We start from the raw sequence: 16,592 nt of genomic DNA on the forward strand, positions 1-16,592 counted from the left end.
ATCAAGCGAGCCCTCACAAGGCATCAGCCTGAGAAGGCTTGCCGATTCCTCCGCGGAAAGGGAGGGCCAAAAAACTCTCCAGTATTTTCAAGGGAGCCTCTCTTTATTTTTACCAAGGACTATATGGTGGTGATCCTGGAGGCGCATTAACAATCATTTCAACTAATGGAATCACATAACCCATCGCGATAACCAATAGCATGATGACGATAATGACACCCCAACGCTCTGTCCAATATGGAGTTTTTGTTGCATTCTCTTCTACTTCAGCAATAGGAAACTCTGTTTCTCCTTTTGGTGCAAAGAACATCAAGTGTATGACAGCATATACTTGAATAATAATTCCGATCATCAACAGCGTTCCACCAATAGCTAAGAAAAACAAATATGGATCCCAACCTAAAGCAGTTGCATGATCAGAATATGTCGTATAGGAAGTCCTTCTTGGCGAACCTAGAAGACCAACCCAGTGCATCGCTCCAGCCATAAATATCATACCGACTGTCCAAAATATCGTTTGGATTACTCCAAGCTTATTAATTGCAGGCGTTAACACGCGTTTTGATATGAAAGGAACTAACCAATAACTAATTCCAAAGAACGTAAGAACAGCAGTGGTTCCAAGTGTTAAATGGAAATGTCCGACAACCCACATTGTATTGTGCGCTACTTGATTTAATTGGTTTGTACTTTGAGCAATTCCACCTGCACCACCTGGGATGAAGGCGATCATCGCGATCATTGGTGCTAGGAAACGTACATCTCCCCATGGCAGCTTTTTAAACCAGGCGAATACTCCTTTTCCACCTTTTTTCTTTGCTGTTTTCTCAAATACAGAGAACATTGCATAAGCAGTCATTAGTGAAGGAAATCCAATGGCTAAACTCATAAATACGTGTAAAAACTTCACAGATTCCGTGATTCCTGGATCTACGATTTGGTGATGAAATCCTCCTGGAATGTTTAGAACAACGAGCATAATAATGACAAGACGTGTTAATGTATCGCTAAATCGTCTTCCTCCAATGACTTTTGGTACCACAACGTACCAAGCTGAAATAGCTGTTAAATACCAAATATTTACTAGTGTATGTCCAAACGCCCAAAATAACGTTCTAGAGAGCATAACATTGATCGTCTCAACCCATCCGAGTGCCCACGGAATGATCATAAATACTTCAATTGCAACAGGAACACTACCAAAAAACAATAGAACAAAAACGCCTGTAGCAAAGTAAGAAAGAATAGGAACGTGTTCTCCTTTGTTTCTCTTTCTCCAGTTCGCTACTTGTATAAATGATCCGAATGCACACATCCACACCCCTACGACAATGAACACTAAACCGATATAGAATACGGGATGTGCTGCCAATGGTGGATAAAATGTAAACATCACAGATGCTTCATTCATAATGATTGGTATTACCGCTAATACGAAACCAAATATCTTCAGTCCAAACCCAATCCACGCCATTTTTCGAACTTTAGGAAGAAGGCCATCCAATGTATGTGACAGTACCGCGTAAAAATATCCGATTGTAAAAAATGCCGTAAACACAAGAATGAGAAGTATTCCGTGTGCCGTTAAAACTTGATAATAATTAAACCATAATGGTAATTCTAGTAGACCTGCACGATTTAATCCTTGCAACAATCCTAATACTCCGCCAACTAGTAAAGCGATAAATGATACAAATAGGTATGATTTCGATATTATGGCATCTTCTGGTACGATACCTAACGCTTTATTCGCTTTTTCTTTAAATGATATGTTTCTTGCTGCTGATTCCATTTTTCTTCCCTCCCTTTTATTTCACCGTAATTGTCGTAGCCATATGTTGGTGACCAATCCCACAATATTCATTACAAAGTACTAAATATTCCCCAGGTTCATGAAATGTCTGACTAATTTTTTGTATATGTCCAGGCATTACCATCGCATTTAAATTTGTTCCAGTAACTTGAAATCCATGCGTGACGTCTTTTGATGTCATCGTGAAATGGACGGTGGATCCTGCTGGAATTTCTATATCTCCCGGATTAAAACTAAATAACTCTAAAGTCATCACAACTTCGTATTCATTTTCTCCTATTTCAAAAACACCCGGTTCATCAAATGGTGCTGTTTCATCCACCTGTTGCGGATCAATTGTTTCCATATGACTAGGCGGTCCCATGCCTAATACAAATGTTTGATAACCTGTAAAAAGCATCATCCCCATGATCATTCCAAAACTTAATACGAGCCATATTTTTTCATCTAGATGCATTTTCATCTCTCTTCCCTCCTATAATCTTGCAAAATAGATTGCAAACATGAGTATAAATGTTGCGAATATAACTGCCCCAACAATGCCTAATGCTACCCACGTACCTAGAGATGCACCGTATCCATGCCCATGATCCTCAACAACCTTTTCTTCTTCCCTAACTAGTTCTTCTTGTTCTGCTGTAACATTTGTCCTTTCCATCGAAAACCAACCTCCCTTGTTTTTCTTACTCTTAGCATAGTTGATAACTATTCTCGAGGAAGTGAGGTGTATCACTCAAACATAAATAAAAGCGTAAAATGTATAGAAAGTCACAAAATTAATTTCGGAGCTTTTTTTGCATTTTTACGAAATACAAAAAAAGCTCTCCCTTAAGATCGCATCATACTTGCAAACCTTAAAGAAGAGCTCTAATAAACAATATATAATTAATGAAATATCGGTAATGTTACAACCACCATCGATACAAATACAACGGTTATATAGCTAACAGAGTATATAAACATGATTCTAGCCCATACATCATCGTTTTTCTGAAAAAAACCATACATACTTATAACTAGCCACGCAACATTCAAGATCGACGTAAGGGCGATAAACGTTGTCCCTAAAGATGTTAAAAAGAAAGGTAATGGTAACAATAACGTGATATAAATGAGCATCTGTATTTTCGTTATTTTGAATCCTCGCACAACAGGAAGCATCGCTACTTTAGCTGCACGATATTCATCACATTTTCTCATTGCAATTGCAAATGTATGAGGCATTTGCCAAATAAAAATGATTATAGCCAACATTATCGGAACGATATGAAAAGTGGATCCAACCGCTGCCCAACCAATAAGTGGTGTCACTGCACCAGATACGCTGCCAATAATCGTATTCATAGCATACCTTCGTTTAGACCACATCGTATACAATACTACATACGTAAACCAGCCGATAAATGCATAGATTGCCGCTTCCATTGTAGTAAAAAGCAACATAATGAAACCTATAATAGTAAAAATAATTCCCATCGATAAAACGATACGAAGAGGTATATTTCCAGTAACTGTCGGTCGATTTTTTGTCCTATCCATTATGCTATCAATATCAACGTCGTACCAATTATTGAGAATTAATGCGCCTGCCATAACAAACGTACTACCTACTAACAATAATAATAACAGTGGCCATTGTGTAGAAATAGATTCGTTAGAAAAATAAAGGGCGAGCCAAAATCCTGTAAAAACAGGCAGAACGTTCGCTATAAGAACAGCTAGTTTTAAGAGGGCTTTTAAATCAGATAGAAGTCCCATAGATTTATTCTTATTTATAGATTCAAAATCCCTTTCTTTTTCAACAGTAGGGATTTTATCAGTCATCATCATACTTACTCCCTTCAACATAAAATACCTATACGAAAACAATAATGATTATAATTCACCATATATACTATATCATTTCTCATTATAAATATCGCAAGAAGCACTTACCTTATTCTAATATATTAACCCTTTCGTTTGAAAAACAATAAAACGTTAAGGTTCTTTCCACCCTAGATCATCATTTTCTATTTTAATTGTCTTTTTTCATTCCGGCTACTTCTTACTCTGTTCATCGTCACGATAAGATGTCAGCATTAATACTCATCACCATGTTTTATATGCATGTTATCCCAATTCGGGATGAACCGATTTTCTTCAAGTTTATGAAAACATTCGTCCATATGACTCTTTATTTTTTGTGTTTTCTCTTCTGTAAATACTCCGTACTCGACATATTTATCGATGATTTCTTTTTTCTGATCAAAAACCTTCATTTGAAGACCTCTCATTTCATATATTTGTTCTTCCGATCAATCAACATCCTCCATCCCTTCAGCTCCAACATATTAAATAACTAGTTATGTTAAACAGTTCACAGAATACTCTAAGGGATTTCATCGTCATTTCATAATTGTCATTTACTCTTTATATAAAGAGACCTACAGGGGGACTCAAGAAAAAGGAGGTAGATTCCATGTTAACCAAATGGAACATATGGATAGTTGGATTTCTTCTTATTGTCGGTGTTGGTTGTTCAGATGAATATGATGCTTCATCAGAAAATCAAGCAAATAATGAAACTGCCAATCAGAAAAAGGAAGCGGAACAAACAGAGGTAGATGGATTTGATGAACTGTTGGAAAAGTCCTTTGCATATATGGAGGACCCACAATTCGAAGTCATGTCACCATCTGAGTTACATGATTTAATTTTGTTCGGAGATCCAAATGACTTTCTTGTGTTAGATGTGAGAGATACGACAACGTTTGCAAGCGCTAATATACCCGGTTCTGTAAACATTCCACAACGTATCACGCCACTAGAAAATATGGTGGAACAGTTACCAAAAGATAAAGAAATTATCGTTGTTTGTTTTTCAGGACATCAAGCTGGTCAAACGACAGCGATGCTAAACACGTTAGGCTTCAACGCAAAAGCACTTCAATTTGGTATGGGTGGTTACGCTGCAGGAACTGGAGCTGGATCCGATATTCCAAAAGAATCGTTCGATTTTGATGTTGTTACGAATGGATATGAATCAGATGAAGAATTTGATTTACCTTCCATATCTTATATGAGTGATGTGAGTATCGAACAATTTATGCTGGATCAATCTGATGAGGCCTTGGAAAGAGAAATACCAAACGTAATGGGAGCTCCTGATGTGAAGGAATTGGTGGAAGTGAATGAGCTAGAGGAACATCAAATCATTGATATTCGGTTGAGTGAACACTATGACAGCGGACACATCCCTTTTTCAATGAATATCCCTTACGATGAACTTTTTCAAAAAGATCAAATAGTTAAACTCGATCCTGATAAAACCCAAATTCTTATTGGTTATAACGGAACAGATGCAAGTCAATTGATGAGACTCTTAAATCAATTGGATTATACGACGATACCTATGGCTTACGGAATGAGTATATGGAGTGGAGATCAAAGGATTGTCGGTGAAGAACCTATCGATTTCCAATCAATAAAAACCAATCCTGTACAAGAATTAAATTATGATCTCGACGGTGGAGAGGTAGAAACTGGTTGTAGCTAAGTAGAAGGGAGAGAAAAATAATGGCTAAGTTGAAACGGAGAAGTTTTCTAAAAGCAGGAGCAATTTCCGCTGCGGCTGCAGCGATACCATTTAAATTATCGATGAAAGATTATCAGAAGGCAATAGCAGATGAACCTACAAAAAAGATCCCCACAACGTGTAACGGATGTGCGAGTATGTGTGGCATTTACGCCTACATCAAGAACGATCGATTAGTTCGAGTGGAGGGGCATCCGGTACATGCAAAATCTCGAGGTCGACTTTGTGCGAGAGGACATGGAATGGCTGCAGATATATATGGAAAAGGACGCGTAACTAGCCCTATGAAAAAAGTTGCTGAGGGGGAGTTTGAACCAATTTCTTGGGACCAGGCCTTTGATGAAATTGGCGAAAAACTGAACGGCGTTATTGATCAGCATGGTGGGAACAGCGTCATGTGGTTGGAACACGGTGTAAGAGGTCTTCGTTATGCTGAACAACTATTAGATCGTATCGGTTCTTCAAACTATGTCACGCACTACTCCACTTGCTTTAGTGCAAAAACAAATGCTTGGCAACAAATGGTTGGTGGTATGCTGAATGGTGATCATGAAAATTCAAAGTACATGATTTTTGAAGGAAGAAATTTCGCAGGTGGTATTATCCCCCACGGCATGAATCAAATTACAAAAGCAAAGGAAAATGGCGCAAAAATAGTCGTCATTGATCCGAAGTATTCAGAAATCGCTAAAATCGCAGATGATTGGATTCCGATTCGGCCAGGAACAGATTTAGCATTGCGTCTCGCAATGGCTCACGTACTTATTAACGAAAACCTTTATGATAAATCCTATGTAAAAAAATATGTGGATGGTTTCGAAGAATATTGGCATGAAAATAAAGACAAAACACCTGAATGGGCAGAAGAAATCACTGGAATAGCCGCAAGTAAAATTCGTGAGATCTCACGTGAATTAGCAGCCAACGCTCCAAAAGCGTTTATTGAACCAGGGTGGCACGGATTGCATGCCCATTATATAAACAGTACGCAAACAGCTCAGATGGGGGTTATTTTAAACGCATTGTTAGGTAACTTCTATCGAGAAGGTGGCCTAATGCCAAGCGCTGGCGTTGATTTCGGTGAAGTTTTACTAAGAGATGTCGTTGAAGTAGAAAAAGGTCCACGAGCAGATGGGGCTGGTATTGAAGGACAAAGAATGACTGTCGAAACAGGACGAGGCATTGCGCAAACCGTTCCAGATATGATTGAAAATGATAAGGTCAAAGCATTGTTTGTTTACCATTTTAACCCTTTGCGAACAGCACCAGACCCTGAGTATCAGAAGAAAATGAAAAATGCGGAATTAGTTGTATCTATTCCTGTGGACTGGAATGAAACATCTGTATATGCCGCTGACTACATTTTACCTGAAAGCTATTATTTAGAAAGAACAGAAGTTCCTACACAAGTTGCTGGGCATACGTCACACTTATATCCGCAAATATCGATTCGCCAAAAAGTTGCTGAACCAATGCATGATACGTTACCGCTTCTAGACATCATGAGAGGGATCACTCATGCAATGGGACACACCGGGATGTATGGGTTAACGGTTGAAGACGAAATAGACCAAATGTTAGAACCTGTTGGCGTCAGTCGATCAGATTTACTAGAAAAAGGGACAGTGGAACTTCGATCGAACAAAATAGAACCAATATTCCCTACCGACATGAACGGGAACCCAAACATTGGAACCCATTCTGGAAAAATTCAATTCTCTGGAGAAATATATCGTATTGATGGTAAAAAAGGTATCCCAACTTGGGTTGCACCAAAAGTAAGTCCTGACCCTAGTAAAGATGATGAATTTCGACTAATTCATGGGAAACAGCCATATCATTCTCACCATGTAACGAGTAACAATCCAAAATTAGTGAGAATAACGGAAAAATACAATGGCACAGCGATGTGGATGAATAAAAAGAGAGCAGATCGACTTGGAATTAAAGACGGTGAGACTGTTACGATAACTTCTGACTTGGCATCAAAATCTGTGCCAGTCAAAGTCACAGAACTCGTTCACCCTGAATGTGTTTGGATTTCATCAGCATACGGCGGCTTCTCTGATCGATTAGAGACAGCCTACAATCTCGGGGTAAACTATAACGATTTTATTAAAGCAGAAGTAGAACCATTCTCAGGTGCCGTTATGTCTCAAGAAGTTGTTGTTAAGGTTAGAAAGGGGGCTGACGTATAATGGCTCGATTCGGGTTGTTAATAGATGCTAGAAAGTGTACGGGATGTCATGCGTGCAGCATTGCTTGCGCTGAGTATAACGAATTAGAAGAAGAAGTTAATTATAATCGCTTAGAATTTGTTGAAAAAGGCTCGTACCCACATGTGAAGATGGACATCATTCCACTCCAATGCATGCATTGTGATAACGCTCCATGTGTAGCCGTTTGCTCTACACAAGCTACGTTTAAAGAAGAGAACGGAATTGTTTCATTTATTGCAGATAAATGTACAGGATGCAAAGCATGTATGGCAGCTTGTCCATATGATGCTAGAGCGTTAAATGAGGCTAGATTAGCAGAAAAATGTCGATGGTGTCCTGAAAAGCTGACACAAGGAGAACAACCAGTCTGTTCTAGCACTTGTATGAACGAAGTTCGTTTATTTGGTGATCTAGATGATCCTAATAGTGAGATCAATAAAAAGATGGCTCAACACGAAGTTTCTCAGTTACTAGATTCACATGGGACAAAACCTAGAATTTATTACATTAAATAGAATTGAGGTGAAAAACATGCTAAATCGAAAAATGTGGTTAAGTATCTCTTCCGTTCTCGTATTAATAGGAGCGGTAGGAATTGTTAATATATTTATTCAAGGAGAACATGTCATGGGAACGAGCAATTATGTTCCTTGGGGTTCACTCATTGCAGCCTATGTTTTTTTCGTAGCAATTAGCACAGGGTTAACTTTCCTATCTTCTCTAGCCCACGTATTTAAGTGGGGTAAAATCGAAGTTATGACGAAAAGGTTGACGTTAGCATCCATTGTCACTTTAATGATGGGCTTTGTCATGATCGGTGTCGAACTAGGTAGTCCATTATCATTATTTTATATTTTAATTTCTCCTAATTTGCAAGCACCAATTTTCTGGATGGGGTTACTTTACGGGATATACATGGCGCTTCACATCGTTGAATTCTTCTTTCAATTGAAAGAGGATCACGGGAAAATTAAGATCATCAGCCCGATTGTGTTAGTTGTTGCCATTGCTGCACAAGGTACTCTAGGAGCAGTGTTTGGTATGTCGATCGCTAGAGGGTATTGGAATGAATCGTATATATCCATCTACTTTATCTTACTAGCTTTCGTCTCCGGTCTAGCGTTTGCCATATTAATGACGGTCATTCTCACTAAGACTAAAACTATTTCAGAATCAGACAAACAAAAAATCCTCGTACTACAACCTATTTTTTCAAAAATGTTAATTGGATTGTTAATCGTCACTGTCTTTTTCAATATATGGAAATGGTTTTATAGCTTGTATGGAAACATGCCCGGAAAAGCAGAAGCAGCTCTTCTTATGGTAGGAGGACCATTAACCATTCCTTATTGGGTACTGGAAGTCGGACTTGTGTTTGTCTTACCAATCATCGTTCTATTTGCTTTTAAACAACGCAAGCAACTGTCGTTAACGATTGCTAGTATTTCAATGTTAATTGGATTTTTGGCTATGCGAATTATCATGGTTTTTGCAGGACAGATTGTTCCTCTAACTGTCGTTCAAGGCTCTGAATCAACAAATCAATTAAGAGAATTCGGTATATTGTGGTCTGAATGGGCCACGATGGGCTTTGGTGTAGGTGGAACGATCCTTCTATATTTAATAGCCGAAAGACTATTCGATTTAAACGTTGCTCCTCATAAAGAAGAACGTAGAAAAAGAGTTAACACAGGAGAAGGTTCATACAGTTTAGCAAAATAATTGAATCACAGGAGGTGAAAACATGGAGGCGACAGCAGTGAAAAATCATTATCAATCGCTCATTAAATTATTTGCAGAGTTCTATAAATATCCTGATGAAGCGTTCATGGAAGAATTCAAGAACGGTACTATTGAAGATGAAATCAACACGATGAGTTCTATATATTCGTCAGCATTTGATGAAGAGATTAACTTACAGCATTTCATTGATCAAGAGCACAATTTACAAAAACAATTCATGAAGGCGTTCAGTGGAATTAGCAAACCTTTCACACCTCCTGTTGAATCTCTCTATAAACAATGGAGTGCAGATACAGCATCAGCCAAACCGTTAGCAAGTAAAAAAGGGTATTACATGGGAGATAGCGCTCTTCATATGAAACATCTTCTTCATCATTATCAGCTCGATATTCCAGAAAATTTTACGATGACGCCAGATCATCTGGTTATTGAATTAGAATTTTATGCTTTTTTGATCGAAGAAGACATGGATGCAGCGATGACGTTTCGAGATGAACATTTAAACTGGATCTCTGATTTTGAGGCTGCTCTCCAACAGCTCAATGACATCCCTTTTTATCAAGAAGTGACAAAAAGATTGAGTCAATTGTTAATGGTAAATCCTACAGACGGTTTTAAAAGAGAGGAGTGAGAAATATGAGTCGAATCACCTCTGCCTTTATTGGCGGGTTATTACTCCTATTGCTCAGCGCATGTGGAAGTCAATATCAGGCCGACAACTCAGTAAAAAGCGATGATGATTCTCAAGAAAATCAAATAATCTTCCATGCTACAGAAGAGCAAGATCTCTCCAATTACATTATTGAAGAGGAGGAAGATGAGGAGAGTGAAGACGACGTTCCTTACAATGAGGATTGGAACTACATTTCTACATTGCAACTAGAACGTTTGTTAGATGGACTCCCTGCAGAAAGTCAAGATCGATCATCTTACGACGAAGTCCCTCCTGAATGGGATGGTGTTGCTTTAATTGATTCAAGACCGCCAAGCGTCTATGCTTCTGGCCATATCAATGGTTCTATCAATATTCCAGACAGTGAATTTGAAAGTTATAAAGACCGACTTCCTGATGATAAATCTACGAAACTTATTTTTTATTGTGGAGGAACACACTGTCCTCTAAGTGGATCTTCGGCAGAAAAAGCTGAAGAGCTTGGATTCACAGACACATACGTCTATCAAGAAGGAACTCCAGCTTGGAAGGCAGCAGGAAACTATTTTGTTGTCGATGTCGATCACGTCGAAGAAAAAATCATGGAAAGTTATGTATCAAGAGATGATACTGATCCTGTTTTAATCATTGACACTCGAACATATAGTGGCTATTTCGATAATCATATTCCAACTGCTATTTTTGTAGACGAAACACAGTACGGAAATAAATACCAAGGTTTTGCACCAGCAGATAAAGACCAAGAAATAATCGTATACTGTGGAGGGTTCTTCTGTCATAAAAGCCACGTTCTTGCTAATGAATTGCTAGGAGATGGTCATCGTAATGTGAAAGTATTAGCAGGTGGAATGCCCGCTTGGAATCAGGCAGGTCTTCCTACGTTTGGAATGGAAAGCTCCGAAGCGGAGTTCGATGTATCTGACGGCGCTGTTGATCGATCGATAACAGCTGAAGCGTTTGCTGAAATGTTAGATGAAGGTGGTCATGCCATCGTTGATGTTCGTGGAGATGGCGAAGTTGCTAGCGGAATGCTCGATGGTGCCATTCACATTGTTGATAGTGACATTCTTGCAGGAGAGCCAACCGTTGAAGACAAACTTCCTTCTGACAAAAGTCAAACGATACTCGTTCACTGTGCTAGTGGTGCTCGTGCAGCAGGTGTCTCGGAACCAATCGTTGATTTAGGATATGAGAATGTTTACTATCTAGATGCTGCTTTTTCTTTAGATGACGAGGGAAATTTTGATTATTAGACAATTTTCAATGATCGCTGTCCTTTCTTGTGCTATATTCCTAACGTCTAGCTGTTCAGGTGACGAAAATATAGAACAAGTAACAAATGACGAATTAGTTGACAATGTTTCTACAAGTGAAGAAAACGAAGTGGAAATTTCTTCGGAGAACGATGAATCCGAACTTTCTGAAGAGGAACTTTTGAAAAATAAATTCAAAGATTTCTACAACAACTATCCTTCCGACCGCTACTTAGTTGCCGTGGAAGATGTGGTGTTAGAGAACTATTTCATATTAGATGTTCGTTCGAATAACGACTGGGCACAAGGTCATCTTGCTGAGTCTATCAATATTCCACGTCCCGAACTTGGTGAACGAATGAATGAAATACCAGAATATCAACCTATATTGGTTGTATGCAATACAGGGCAAAGTGCCGCACAAACAGCGGGGATATTAAATTTTGTTGGATTTGATGCTCAATCATTATCCGGCGGCTACCAAGGTTGGCTGCACTCTCAAGACCTTATTGATGGTCTGTTCGTTTTCGAACTAGAAGCTTATATGAACGATAATTCTTCCGTTCAATTTATTGATATTCGTGAAAGAAATGAATTTAACGACTACCATATCGACGGTTTTACAAATATTCCATTAAGCGAATTAGATGAACGTGCTTATGAGTTGGATTCAAGCAAAGAAGTGGTGCTCGTTTGTCGAACAATTAATCGAAGCAAACAAGCTGCATTATCTTTGAAAGAAAGTGGTTTTGAAACTGTACGACATGTTGTTGGAATTTCAGGCGGCATGGTTGGTTGGGAAGAATTACAATAAGGGGTCCCCCCTTACCCAAAATTGGTAAGGGGGATTTTTTAGTTTTGGGCGAATACATTTCATTGACTAACGAGAAGTCTCTTCCTTTTCATAAATCTCTCAAAATTGGCGACATCAACTGGTCTTTGAAACAAATATCCTTGCCCATAATTACAATTGTATTTTAACAATGTATCTACTTGATGTTCATGTTCTATTCCTTCAGCAACGACAAAGAGATTTAAGTTCATAGCGATATTTATGATTGTCTTGACTATCGAATCATTTGAAGAAGTAGACAAATCATCTATAAATGCCTTATCGATTTTAATCGTATCTATTGGTAATTCTTTTAAAATATGAAGCGAAGAGTAGCCTGTACCAAAATCGTCAATCGCTATTTTCACTCCTAATTTTCTAAGATCAGATAAAATATGGAAAGATTCCTCCACATTTTGCATAATACTCTCGGTTATTTCTAACTCTAAATATTTTGGTTCTAAATCCGTTTCTAGTAAAGTTTCCTTTACCGTTTTTACAAAATCCCCGTGTTGAAATTGTCGAACAGAAACGTTCACAGATACAGTAAGAAAAGGGAATCCGGCTAGTTGCCATTCTTTATTTTGTTTACATGCTGATTTTAATACCCATTCACCGATAGAAACAATTTGCCCTGTCTCTTCTGCAACAGGAATAAATGCTCCAGGTGAAACATTCCCTAAGTCCGGATGCTCCCAGCGAAGTAATGCCTCCATGCCATACATGTCCTTTGATTGTAATTCGATTTTAGGCTGATAACAAAGGGTCATCTGATTGTCTATTAACGCGCTTCGTAAGCCATTTTCTATTTCCATTTTGCGAGTCATTTGCTCATGTAATGTTACGTTATAAAAACGATACTCGTTTCTTCCGCTGCCTTTTGCTAAATACATTGCAGCATCGGCACTCTTTAACAACGCACCTGAATGTTCTCCGTTTTCAGGAAACAAACTAATACCAATGCTTGGAGTAATAGTAATTTGATGATGGGCTATGAAAAAAGGTACAGAAAATTCCTTAATGATTTTTTCTGACACTAATCTGCATTTCTCCTTTGACCCCTCAGGAAAAATCAGAACAAATTCATCACCACCTAATCGATAAATTTCATCTTGAATACCAAGTGTACTCTTTAATCGTATGGATGCTTTCTTTAAAATGTGATCCCCGATATGATGCCCTAACGTATCATTGACAATTTTAAAGCGATCTAAATCAAGTACAAGTAAGCCTACTTTTGACTCTCTTCTTTTTGCTTGTTCCAGCGTGTAATCAAGTTCTCTTTGGAAACTTGTTCGGTTTTTCAATTTGGTAAGCGGATCATGATAAGCTAAATGTTTATATTGATTCATGAGCTCTTTGTTATTTTTAATAACAATATATTGCCGGCAAACAATGATAACAAATACAACACTAAGGCCAATGCTAAGGGCATTTAAATTAGATTGATAACTGTGGATCACTAAAACAGTTAACAATAAACTACTAGCATAAGGGAAAACTGTGTCAATATTTTTAAATAAATCAGGGATTTCCCATCTCGGTTCGGCTCCATCTGCTTGCGTTTGGGCATATAATCCAGCAAAACCAATCACTAATATCCACATGATCCAAAATGAGTCTATGAAACTACCTAAATCATAACTCCCAACAATCGTTAAATACGCTAAGCTCATATCGGCCATCAGTTGAAAAGAAAAACCGACAATGATAAACATCATCATTTTGTTTTCATTACTTTTTCTAGATAAATAATATAGTGTTGTGACAACAAATAAAATACTAAGATTTATTATTTGAAATGCCGTATTCGTGATTGTTAGTAACAAGGAAGAACCCGTTAATGTAATCATAGGTTCAATTAAATAATGAATGCTTAATGACGAAGCAACGATCATAAATATAGCAATATTAAAAATATATGGGTTTACGATTACAGAACCACTAACTAAGTAAGCTTTATAAATAAGTGCTATGAAAAAGGTGACATACGCTAATAACCATAGAAAATAGGATACGTCTGGAAAAGACGTTCCCCCAAAAAAAACAGCCTGTAAAAACCAAATCACATTTGCAGTAAGGTAGATCAATATTCCGATACTCAATAGTAACCAAAAGTAACGATGTTTACTTGAATACATTTGATAAGCTTTGAATATCCACAAAAAGCTTACTCCACCCGCAACAATAGGTATCACACTCCCACCTAAAGCTATCATCCAGTCATTGCCACTGAAAATAACATTCCAACCAAGAAATACACTGACAATAACAATAAGAAATTTGAAAGCTGATTGTCTAGTATTTAACATAGTAATCCCTCACGATCTATTGAAAAAACCAATCTACTTGTAGATGAAATTAAATTCCCATTCCAATGAAATAATATAAGTTATAGTTATTTAGAACTATAAAAAATTGATTTATTTCTTTATATTGTTTATTTCGACATATTCAAGCATTTATTTAGTATAATTATACCATTATTTATTTTGATGAAGAGGTATTTTAAATAAATGTAATATTTAATTCCATTCAAAAAAGCTCTATTGAATATCAATAGAGCTTTCATTATGGAGTTACCTAAACTTAAACGTTTCATTTCATTCTCTTTGTTCTCTTTTTACGCAGCGACTGATTAGACTTTTGCTTTTCTAATGATCCCCATTAATCCAGCTGGAATTAATAAGAGGGCAGGCACAACTCCAAATAGACTAATCGAGATTAATATGGCCACTCCGCTGATGAGCATTAACCATCCGCCCAACTTAGCTTTGAACTTAACAACAATTCCCCCGATAACTGCTAAAGCACTAAATAGAAAAGCACTCGCTCCTAGCCCTGAAATTTCATTACTCCCTGTCATTGCTTCATCAATACTAACGATAAAAAAGGCTACTTATTTTCTAACTCTTGTGCAAATTGCGTTTCAGCACGACGTTGGACAATTTGAAGTCTTACATAAAAACCTATTGCCGCACACGTAAGACCTAATGTAATGCCAACCCATAATCCAAAAGGCCCTAACTGAGTAAAAGCTGCTAAATAGTACCCTGCAGGGATTCCAATAATCCAATAAGAAGTAAAAGCGGTAATAAACGGTACTTTCACATCCTTATATCCCCGGAGTACACCTTGCAAGCCTGATTGAGCAGCATCGGATAGTTGATAAATGATCGCAATGATAAAAAACTGTCCAGCCATTAATACTACTTCCCGATCATTAGTATACAAGTAAGCGATTTGTTCCCTTAAAAAATAAAGAAAAACCGCCCCTACGGCTAAAAAGCCAATTCCACCCCATACGCCTAGACGACCATACTGTTTTGCAGATTGAATCCTTTTCCCACCTACTGAAAAACCAACAACAATCGTTAATGCCATCGAAATACTTAATGGAATCATAAAGATTAATGACGTAAAACTTAAGGCGATTTGATGGGCTGCAATCGTCACAGTCGTAAACATAATTCCCATAAGCAACGTAACTACTGCAAAAATACTCGATTCAAAGAAAATAGAAAGTCCAATTGGAACCCCAATCGATAACTGCTCTTTCCACATCTTCCAAGAAGGTTTCATCCAAACAACAAAGATTTGATAATGTCTAATCACTTCCAATTTAAACGTCATAGCTATACTAAAAAAGAGAATAATCCAATACGTTGCAGCTGTTGCATAGCCAGCACCTATGCCACCTAATGCGGGCAACCCAAAGTTCCCAAAAATAAATCCATAGTTCAACAAAATATTAAACGGAACAGCTAATACAATGATGATCATCGTTATTCGAGTGAAACCTTGTCCGTCAAAGAAATTACGAAGGACACTTGCCAAAAACAACGGAACAATCCCTACGGATAAACCAACTAAATAATGAAATGAAATATGCGTCACAGGCTCCGTTAAGTTCATCATTGATAAAATCGGTTCAAGCCATAAAACACCACTCGTTACAACGATGACCGCAAGCACCATCGCTAAATACATCGCTTGTGTCACGGACTCTGCAATTTTGTCGCGCCGTCCACTCCCAACTAGTTGAGCAACAATAGTCGTCACAGCTAGCAATATCCCATTAATTCCAGTGAAAACGGGCATCCATATGCTGGAACCAATTGCGACACCTGCTAAATCATCTGTCCCAACTCTTCCAGACATCATTGTATCAACTAAATTCATTGCAAATAAACTAACTTGTGTCACCATGATTGGCCATAATATATTTAGAAATAATTGTATTTTTTCTTTACGAGTATTTACATGATCCATCGTCTTCACCTATTTTTTCATTTAATTATTTTACTATGTAGCAAGAATGTTGCTACGTCGATTATTTATCATACCATTCTATCAAAAAAAGCAAAGAGAAAACGAAACATTTTAAAATTAAAAATAGTTGCGCACGATCTCGCCTTCTTTTGTACTAGACATGAACACAACAAAAAACACCGCATCGGGTAGTTACCCTTTACGGTGTTT

General features: G+C 37.7%; 15 protein-coding genes. 7 read left to right on the top strand and 8 right to left on the bottom strand.

Translation table 11 applies throughout. From position 1 onward, the window contains the following. Positions 1 to 109: 109 nt before the first annotated feature. The 5 genes from QDN89_RS11635 to QDN89_RS11655 all read right to left on the bottom strand — a co-directional run bounded on the left by QDN89_RS11635 (position 110) and on the right by QDN89_RS11655 (position 4,098). A complete protein-coding gene (locus QDN89_RS11635; protein ID WP_280770309.1) occupies positions 110 to 1,792 on the bottom strand; it encodes a cbb3-type cytochrome c oxidase subunit I in 1,683 nt (560 codons plus the stop codon). Between the two features lie 16 nt (positions 1,793 to 1,808). Further along, positions 1,809 to 2,276 (bottom strand): cytochrome c oxidase subunit II, encoded by a 468-nt coding sequence (locus QDN89_RS11640; RefSeq protein WP_280770310.1) that lies wholly within the window; start codon positions 2,274 to 2,276, stop codon positions 1,809 to 1,811. A gap of 12 nt (positions 2,277 to 2,288) precedes the next feature. Then, on the bottom strand, positions 2,289 to 2,471 hold the full coding sequence (locus QDN89_RS11645; RefSeq protein ID WP_280770311.1) for a hypothetical protein: 183 nt from the start codon (positions 2,469 to 2,471) through the stop codon (positions 2,289 to 2,291). 227 nt (positions 2,472 to 2,698) lie between these two features. Beyond that, complete coding sequence (cyoE, locus tag QDN89_RS11650) at positions 2,699 to 3,637, bottom strand: heme o synthase (protein WP_425335399.1); 939 nt, start codon at positions 3,635 to 3,637, stop codon at positions 2,699 to 2,701. Between the two features lie 257 nt (positions 3,638 to 3,894). Further along, complete coding sequence (locus tag QDN89_RS11655; protein ID WP_280770464.1) at positions 3,895 to 4,098, bottom strand: DUF2680 domain-containing protein; 204 nt, start codon at positions 4,096 to 4,098, stop codon at positions 3,895 to 3,897. Positions 4,099 to 4,274: 176 nt separating this feature from the next. On the opposite strand from QDN89_RS11655, the gene QDN89_RS11660 reads away from it, so the two are divergent. The 7 genes from QDN89_RS11660 to QDN89_RS11690 are packed head-to-tail and all read left to right on the top strand — an operon-like array spanning position 4,275 to position 12,092. Then, on the top strand, positions 4,275 to 5,351 hold the full coding sequence (locus QDN89_RS11660) for a rhodanese-like domain-containing protein (protein ID WP_280770313.1): 1,077 nt from the start codon (positions 4,275 to 4,277) through the stop codon (positions 5,349 to 5,351). A 20-nt stretch (positions 5,352 to 5,371) separates the two neighbouring features. After that, positions 5,372 to 7,588, top strand: coding sequence for a respiratory selenite reductase catalytic subunit SrrA (gene srrA / locus QDN89_RS11665; RefSeq protein ID WP_280770314.1), 2,217 nt, complete (start codon positions 5,372 to 5,374; stop codon positions 7,586 to 7,588). Continuing rightward, positions 7,588 to 8,124 (top strand): respiratory selenite reductase subunit SrrB, encoded by a 537-nt coding sequence (gene srrB, locus QDN89_RS11670; protein WP_280770315.1) that lies wholly within the window; start codon positions 7,588 to 7,590, stop codon positions 8,122 to 8,124. The genes srrA and srrB overlap by 1 nt, the downstream gene beginning before the upstream one ends. Before the next feature lie 16 nt (positions 8,125 to 8,140). After that, the gene (srrC, locus tag QDN89_RS11675; protein WP_280770316.1) at positions 8,141 to 9,331 is read left to right on the top strand and encodes a respiratory selenite reductase subunit SrrC; all 1,191 of its coding nucleotides are present in this window, start codon (positions 8,141 to 8,143) and stop codon (positions 9,329 to 9,331) included. Positions 9,332 to 9,353: 22 nt separating this feature from the next. Then, positions 9,354 to 9,983: a TorD/DmsD family molecular chaperone gene (locus QDN89_RS11680; RefSeq protein WP_280770317.1), complete on the top strand. Its 630-nt coding sequence runs from the start codon at positions 9,354 to 9,356 to the stop codon at positions 9,981 to 9,983. A 5-nt stretch (positions 9,984 to 9,988) separates the two neighbouring features. Further along, on the top strand, positions 9,989 to 11,278 hold the full coding sequence (locus QDN89_RS11685) for a rhodanese-like domain-containing protein (protein ID WP_280770318.1): 1,290 nt from the start codon (positions 9,989 to 9,991) through the stop codon (positions 11,276 to 11,278). Further along, a complete protein-coding gene (locus QDN89_RS11690) occupies positions 11,268 to 12,092 on the top strand; it encodes a rhodanese-like domain-containing protein (RefSeq protein WP_280770319.1) in 825 nt (274 codons plus the stop codon). The genes QDN89_RS11685 and QDN89_RS11690 overlap by 11 nt, the downstream gene beginning before the upstream one ends. 59 nt (positions 12,093 to 12,151) lie before the next feature. On the opposite strand, the gene QDN89_RS11695 is transcribed toward QDN89_RS11690, so the two are convergent. From QDN89_RS11695 to QDN89_RS11705, 3 genes are all read right to left on the bottom strand, one after another. After that, the gene (locus QDN89_RS11695) at positions 12,152 to 14,422 is read right to left on the bottom strand and encodes a putative bifunctional diguanylate cyclase/phosphodiesterase (RefSeq protein WP_280770320.1); all 2,271 of its coding nucleotides are present in this window, start codon (positions 14,420 to 14,422) and stop codon (positions 12,152 to 12,154) included. A 326-nt stretch (positions 14,423 to 14,748) separates the two neighbouring features. Next, entirely contained in the window at positions 14,749 to 14,976 is a 228-nt protein-coding gene (locus QDN89_RS11700; RefSeq protein WP_280770321.1) for a hypothetical protein, read from the bottom strand. Positions 14,977 to 15,005: 29 nt separating this feature from the next. Further along, positions 15,006 to 16,382: an MATE family efflux transporter gene (locus tag QDN89_RS11705; protein WP_280770322.1), complete on the bottom strand. Its 1,377-nt coding sequence runs from the start codon at positions 16,380 to 16,382 to the stop codon at positions 15,006 to 15,008. Positions 16,383 to 16,592: the final 210 nt, after the last annotated feature.

Source organism: Salipaludibacillus daqingensis (assembly GCF_029891575.1).
Classification (GTDB): domain Bacteria; phylum Bacillota; class Bacilli; order Bacillales; family Salisediminibacteriaceae; genus Salipaludibacillus; species Salipaludibacillus daqingensis.

Bases quoted from the DNA above. Each gene is read 5' to 3' on its own strand.
- QDN89_RS11635 (WP_280770309.1), bottom strand. From the start codon at position 1,792: ATGGAATCAGCAGCAAGAAACATATCATTTAAAGAAAAAGCGAATAAA.
- QDN89_RS11645 (WP_280770311.1), bottom strand. From the start codon at position 2,471: ATGGAAAGGACAAATGTTACAGCAGAACAAGAAGAACTAGTTAGGGAA.
- QDN89_RS11685 (WP_280770318.1), top strand. From the start codon at position 9,989: ATGAGTCGAATCACCTCTGCCTTTATTGGCGGGTTATTACTCCTATTG.
- QDN89_RS11680 (WP_280770317.1), top strand. From the start codon at position 9,354: ATGGAGGCGACAGCAGTGAAAAATCATTATCAATCGCTCATTAAATTA.
- srrA (WP_280770314.1), top strand. From the start codon at position 5,372: ATGGCTAAGTTGAAACGGAGAAGTTTTCTAAAAGCAGGAGCAATTTCC.
- QDN89_RS11705 (WP_280770322.1), bottom strand. From the start codon at position 16,382: ATGGATCATGTAAATACTCGTAAAGAAAAAATACAATTATTTCTAAAT.
- QDN89_RS11640 (WP_280770310.1), bottom strand. From the start codon at position 2,276: ATGAAAATGCATCTAGATGAAAAAATATGGCTCGTATTAAGTTTTGGA.
- QDN89_RS11700 (WP_280770321.1), bottom strand. From the start codon at position 14,976: ATGACAGGGAGTAATGAAATTTCAGGGCTAGGAGCGAGTGCTTTTCTA.
- cyoE (WP_425335399.1), bottom strand. From the start codon at position 3,637: ATGACTGATAAAATCCCTACTGTTGAAAAAGAAAGGGATTTTGAATCT.
- srrB (WP_280770315.1), top strand. From the start codon at position 7,588: ATGGCTCGATTCGGGTTGTTAATAGATGCTAGAAAGTGTACGGGATGT.
- srrC (WP_280770316.1), top strand. From the start codon at position 8,141: ATGCTAAATCGAAAAATGTGGTTAAGTATCTCTTCCGTTCTCGTATTA.
- QDN89_RS11695 (WP_280770320.1), bottom strand. From the start codon at position 14,422: ATGTTAAATACTAGACAATCAGCTTTCAAATTTCTTATTGTTATTGTC.
- QDN89_RS11660 (WP_280770313.1), top strand. From the start codon at position 4,275: ATGTTAACCAAATGGAACATATGGATAGTTGGATTTCTTCTTATTGTC.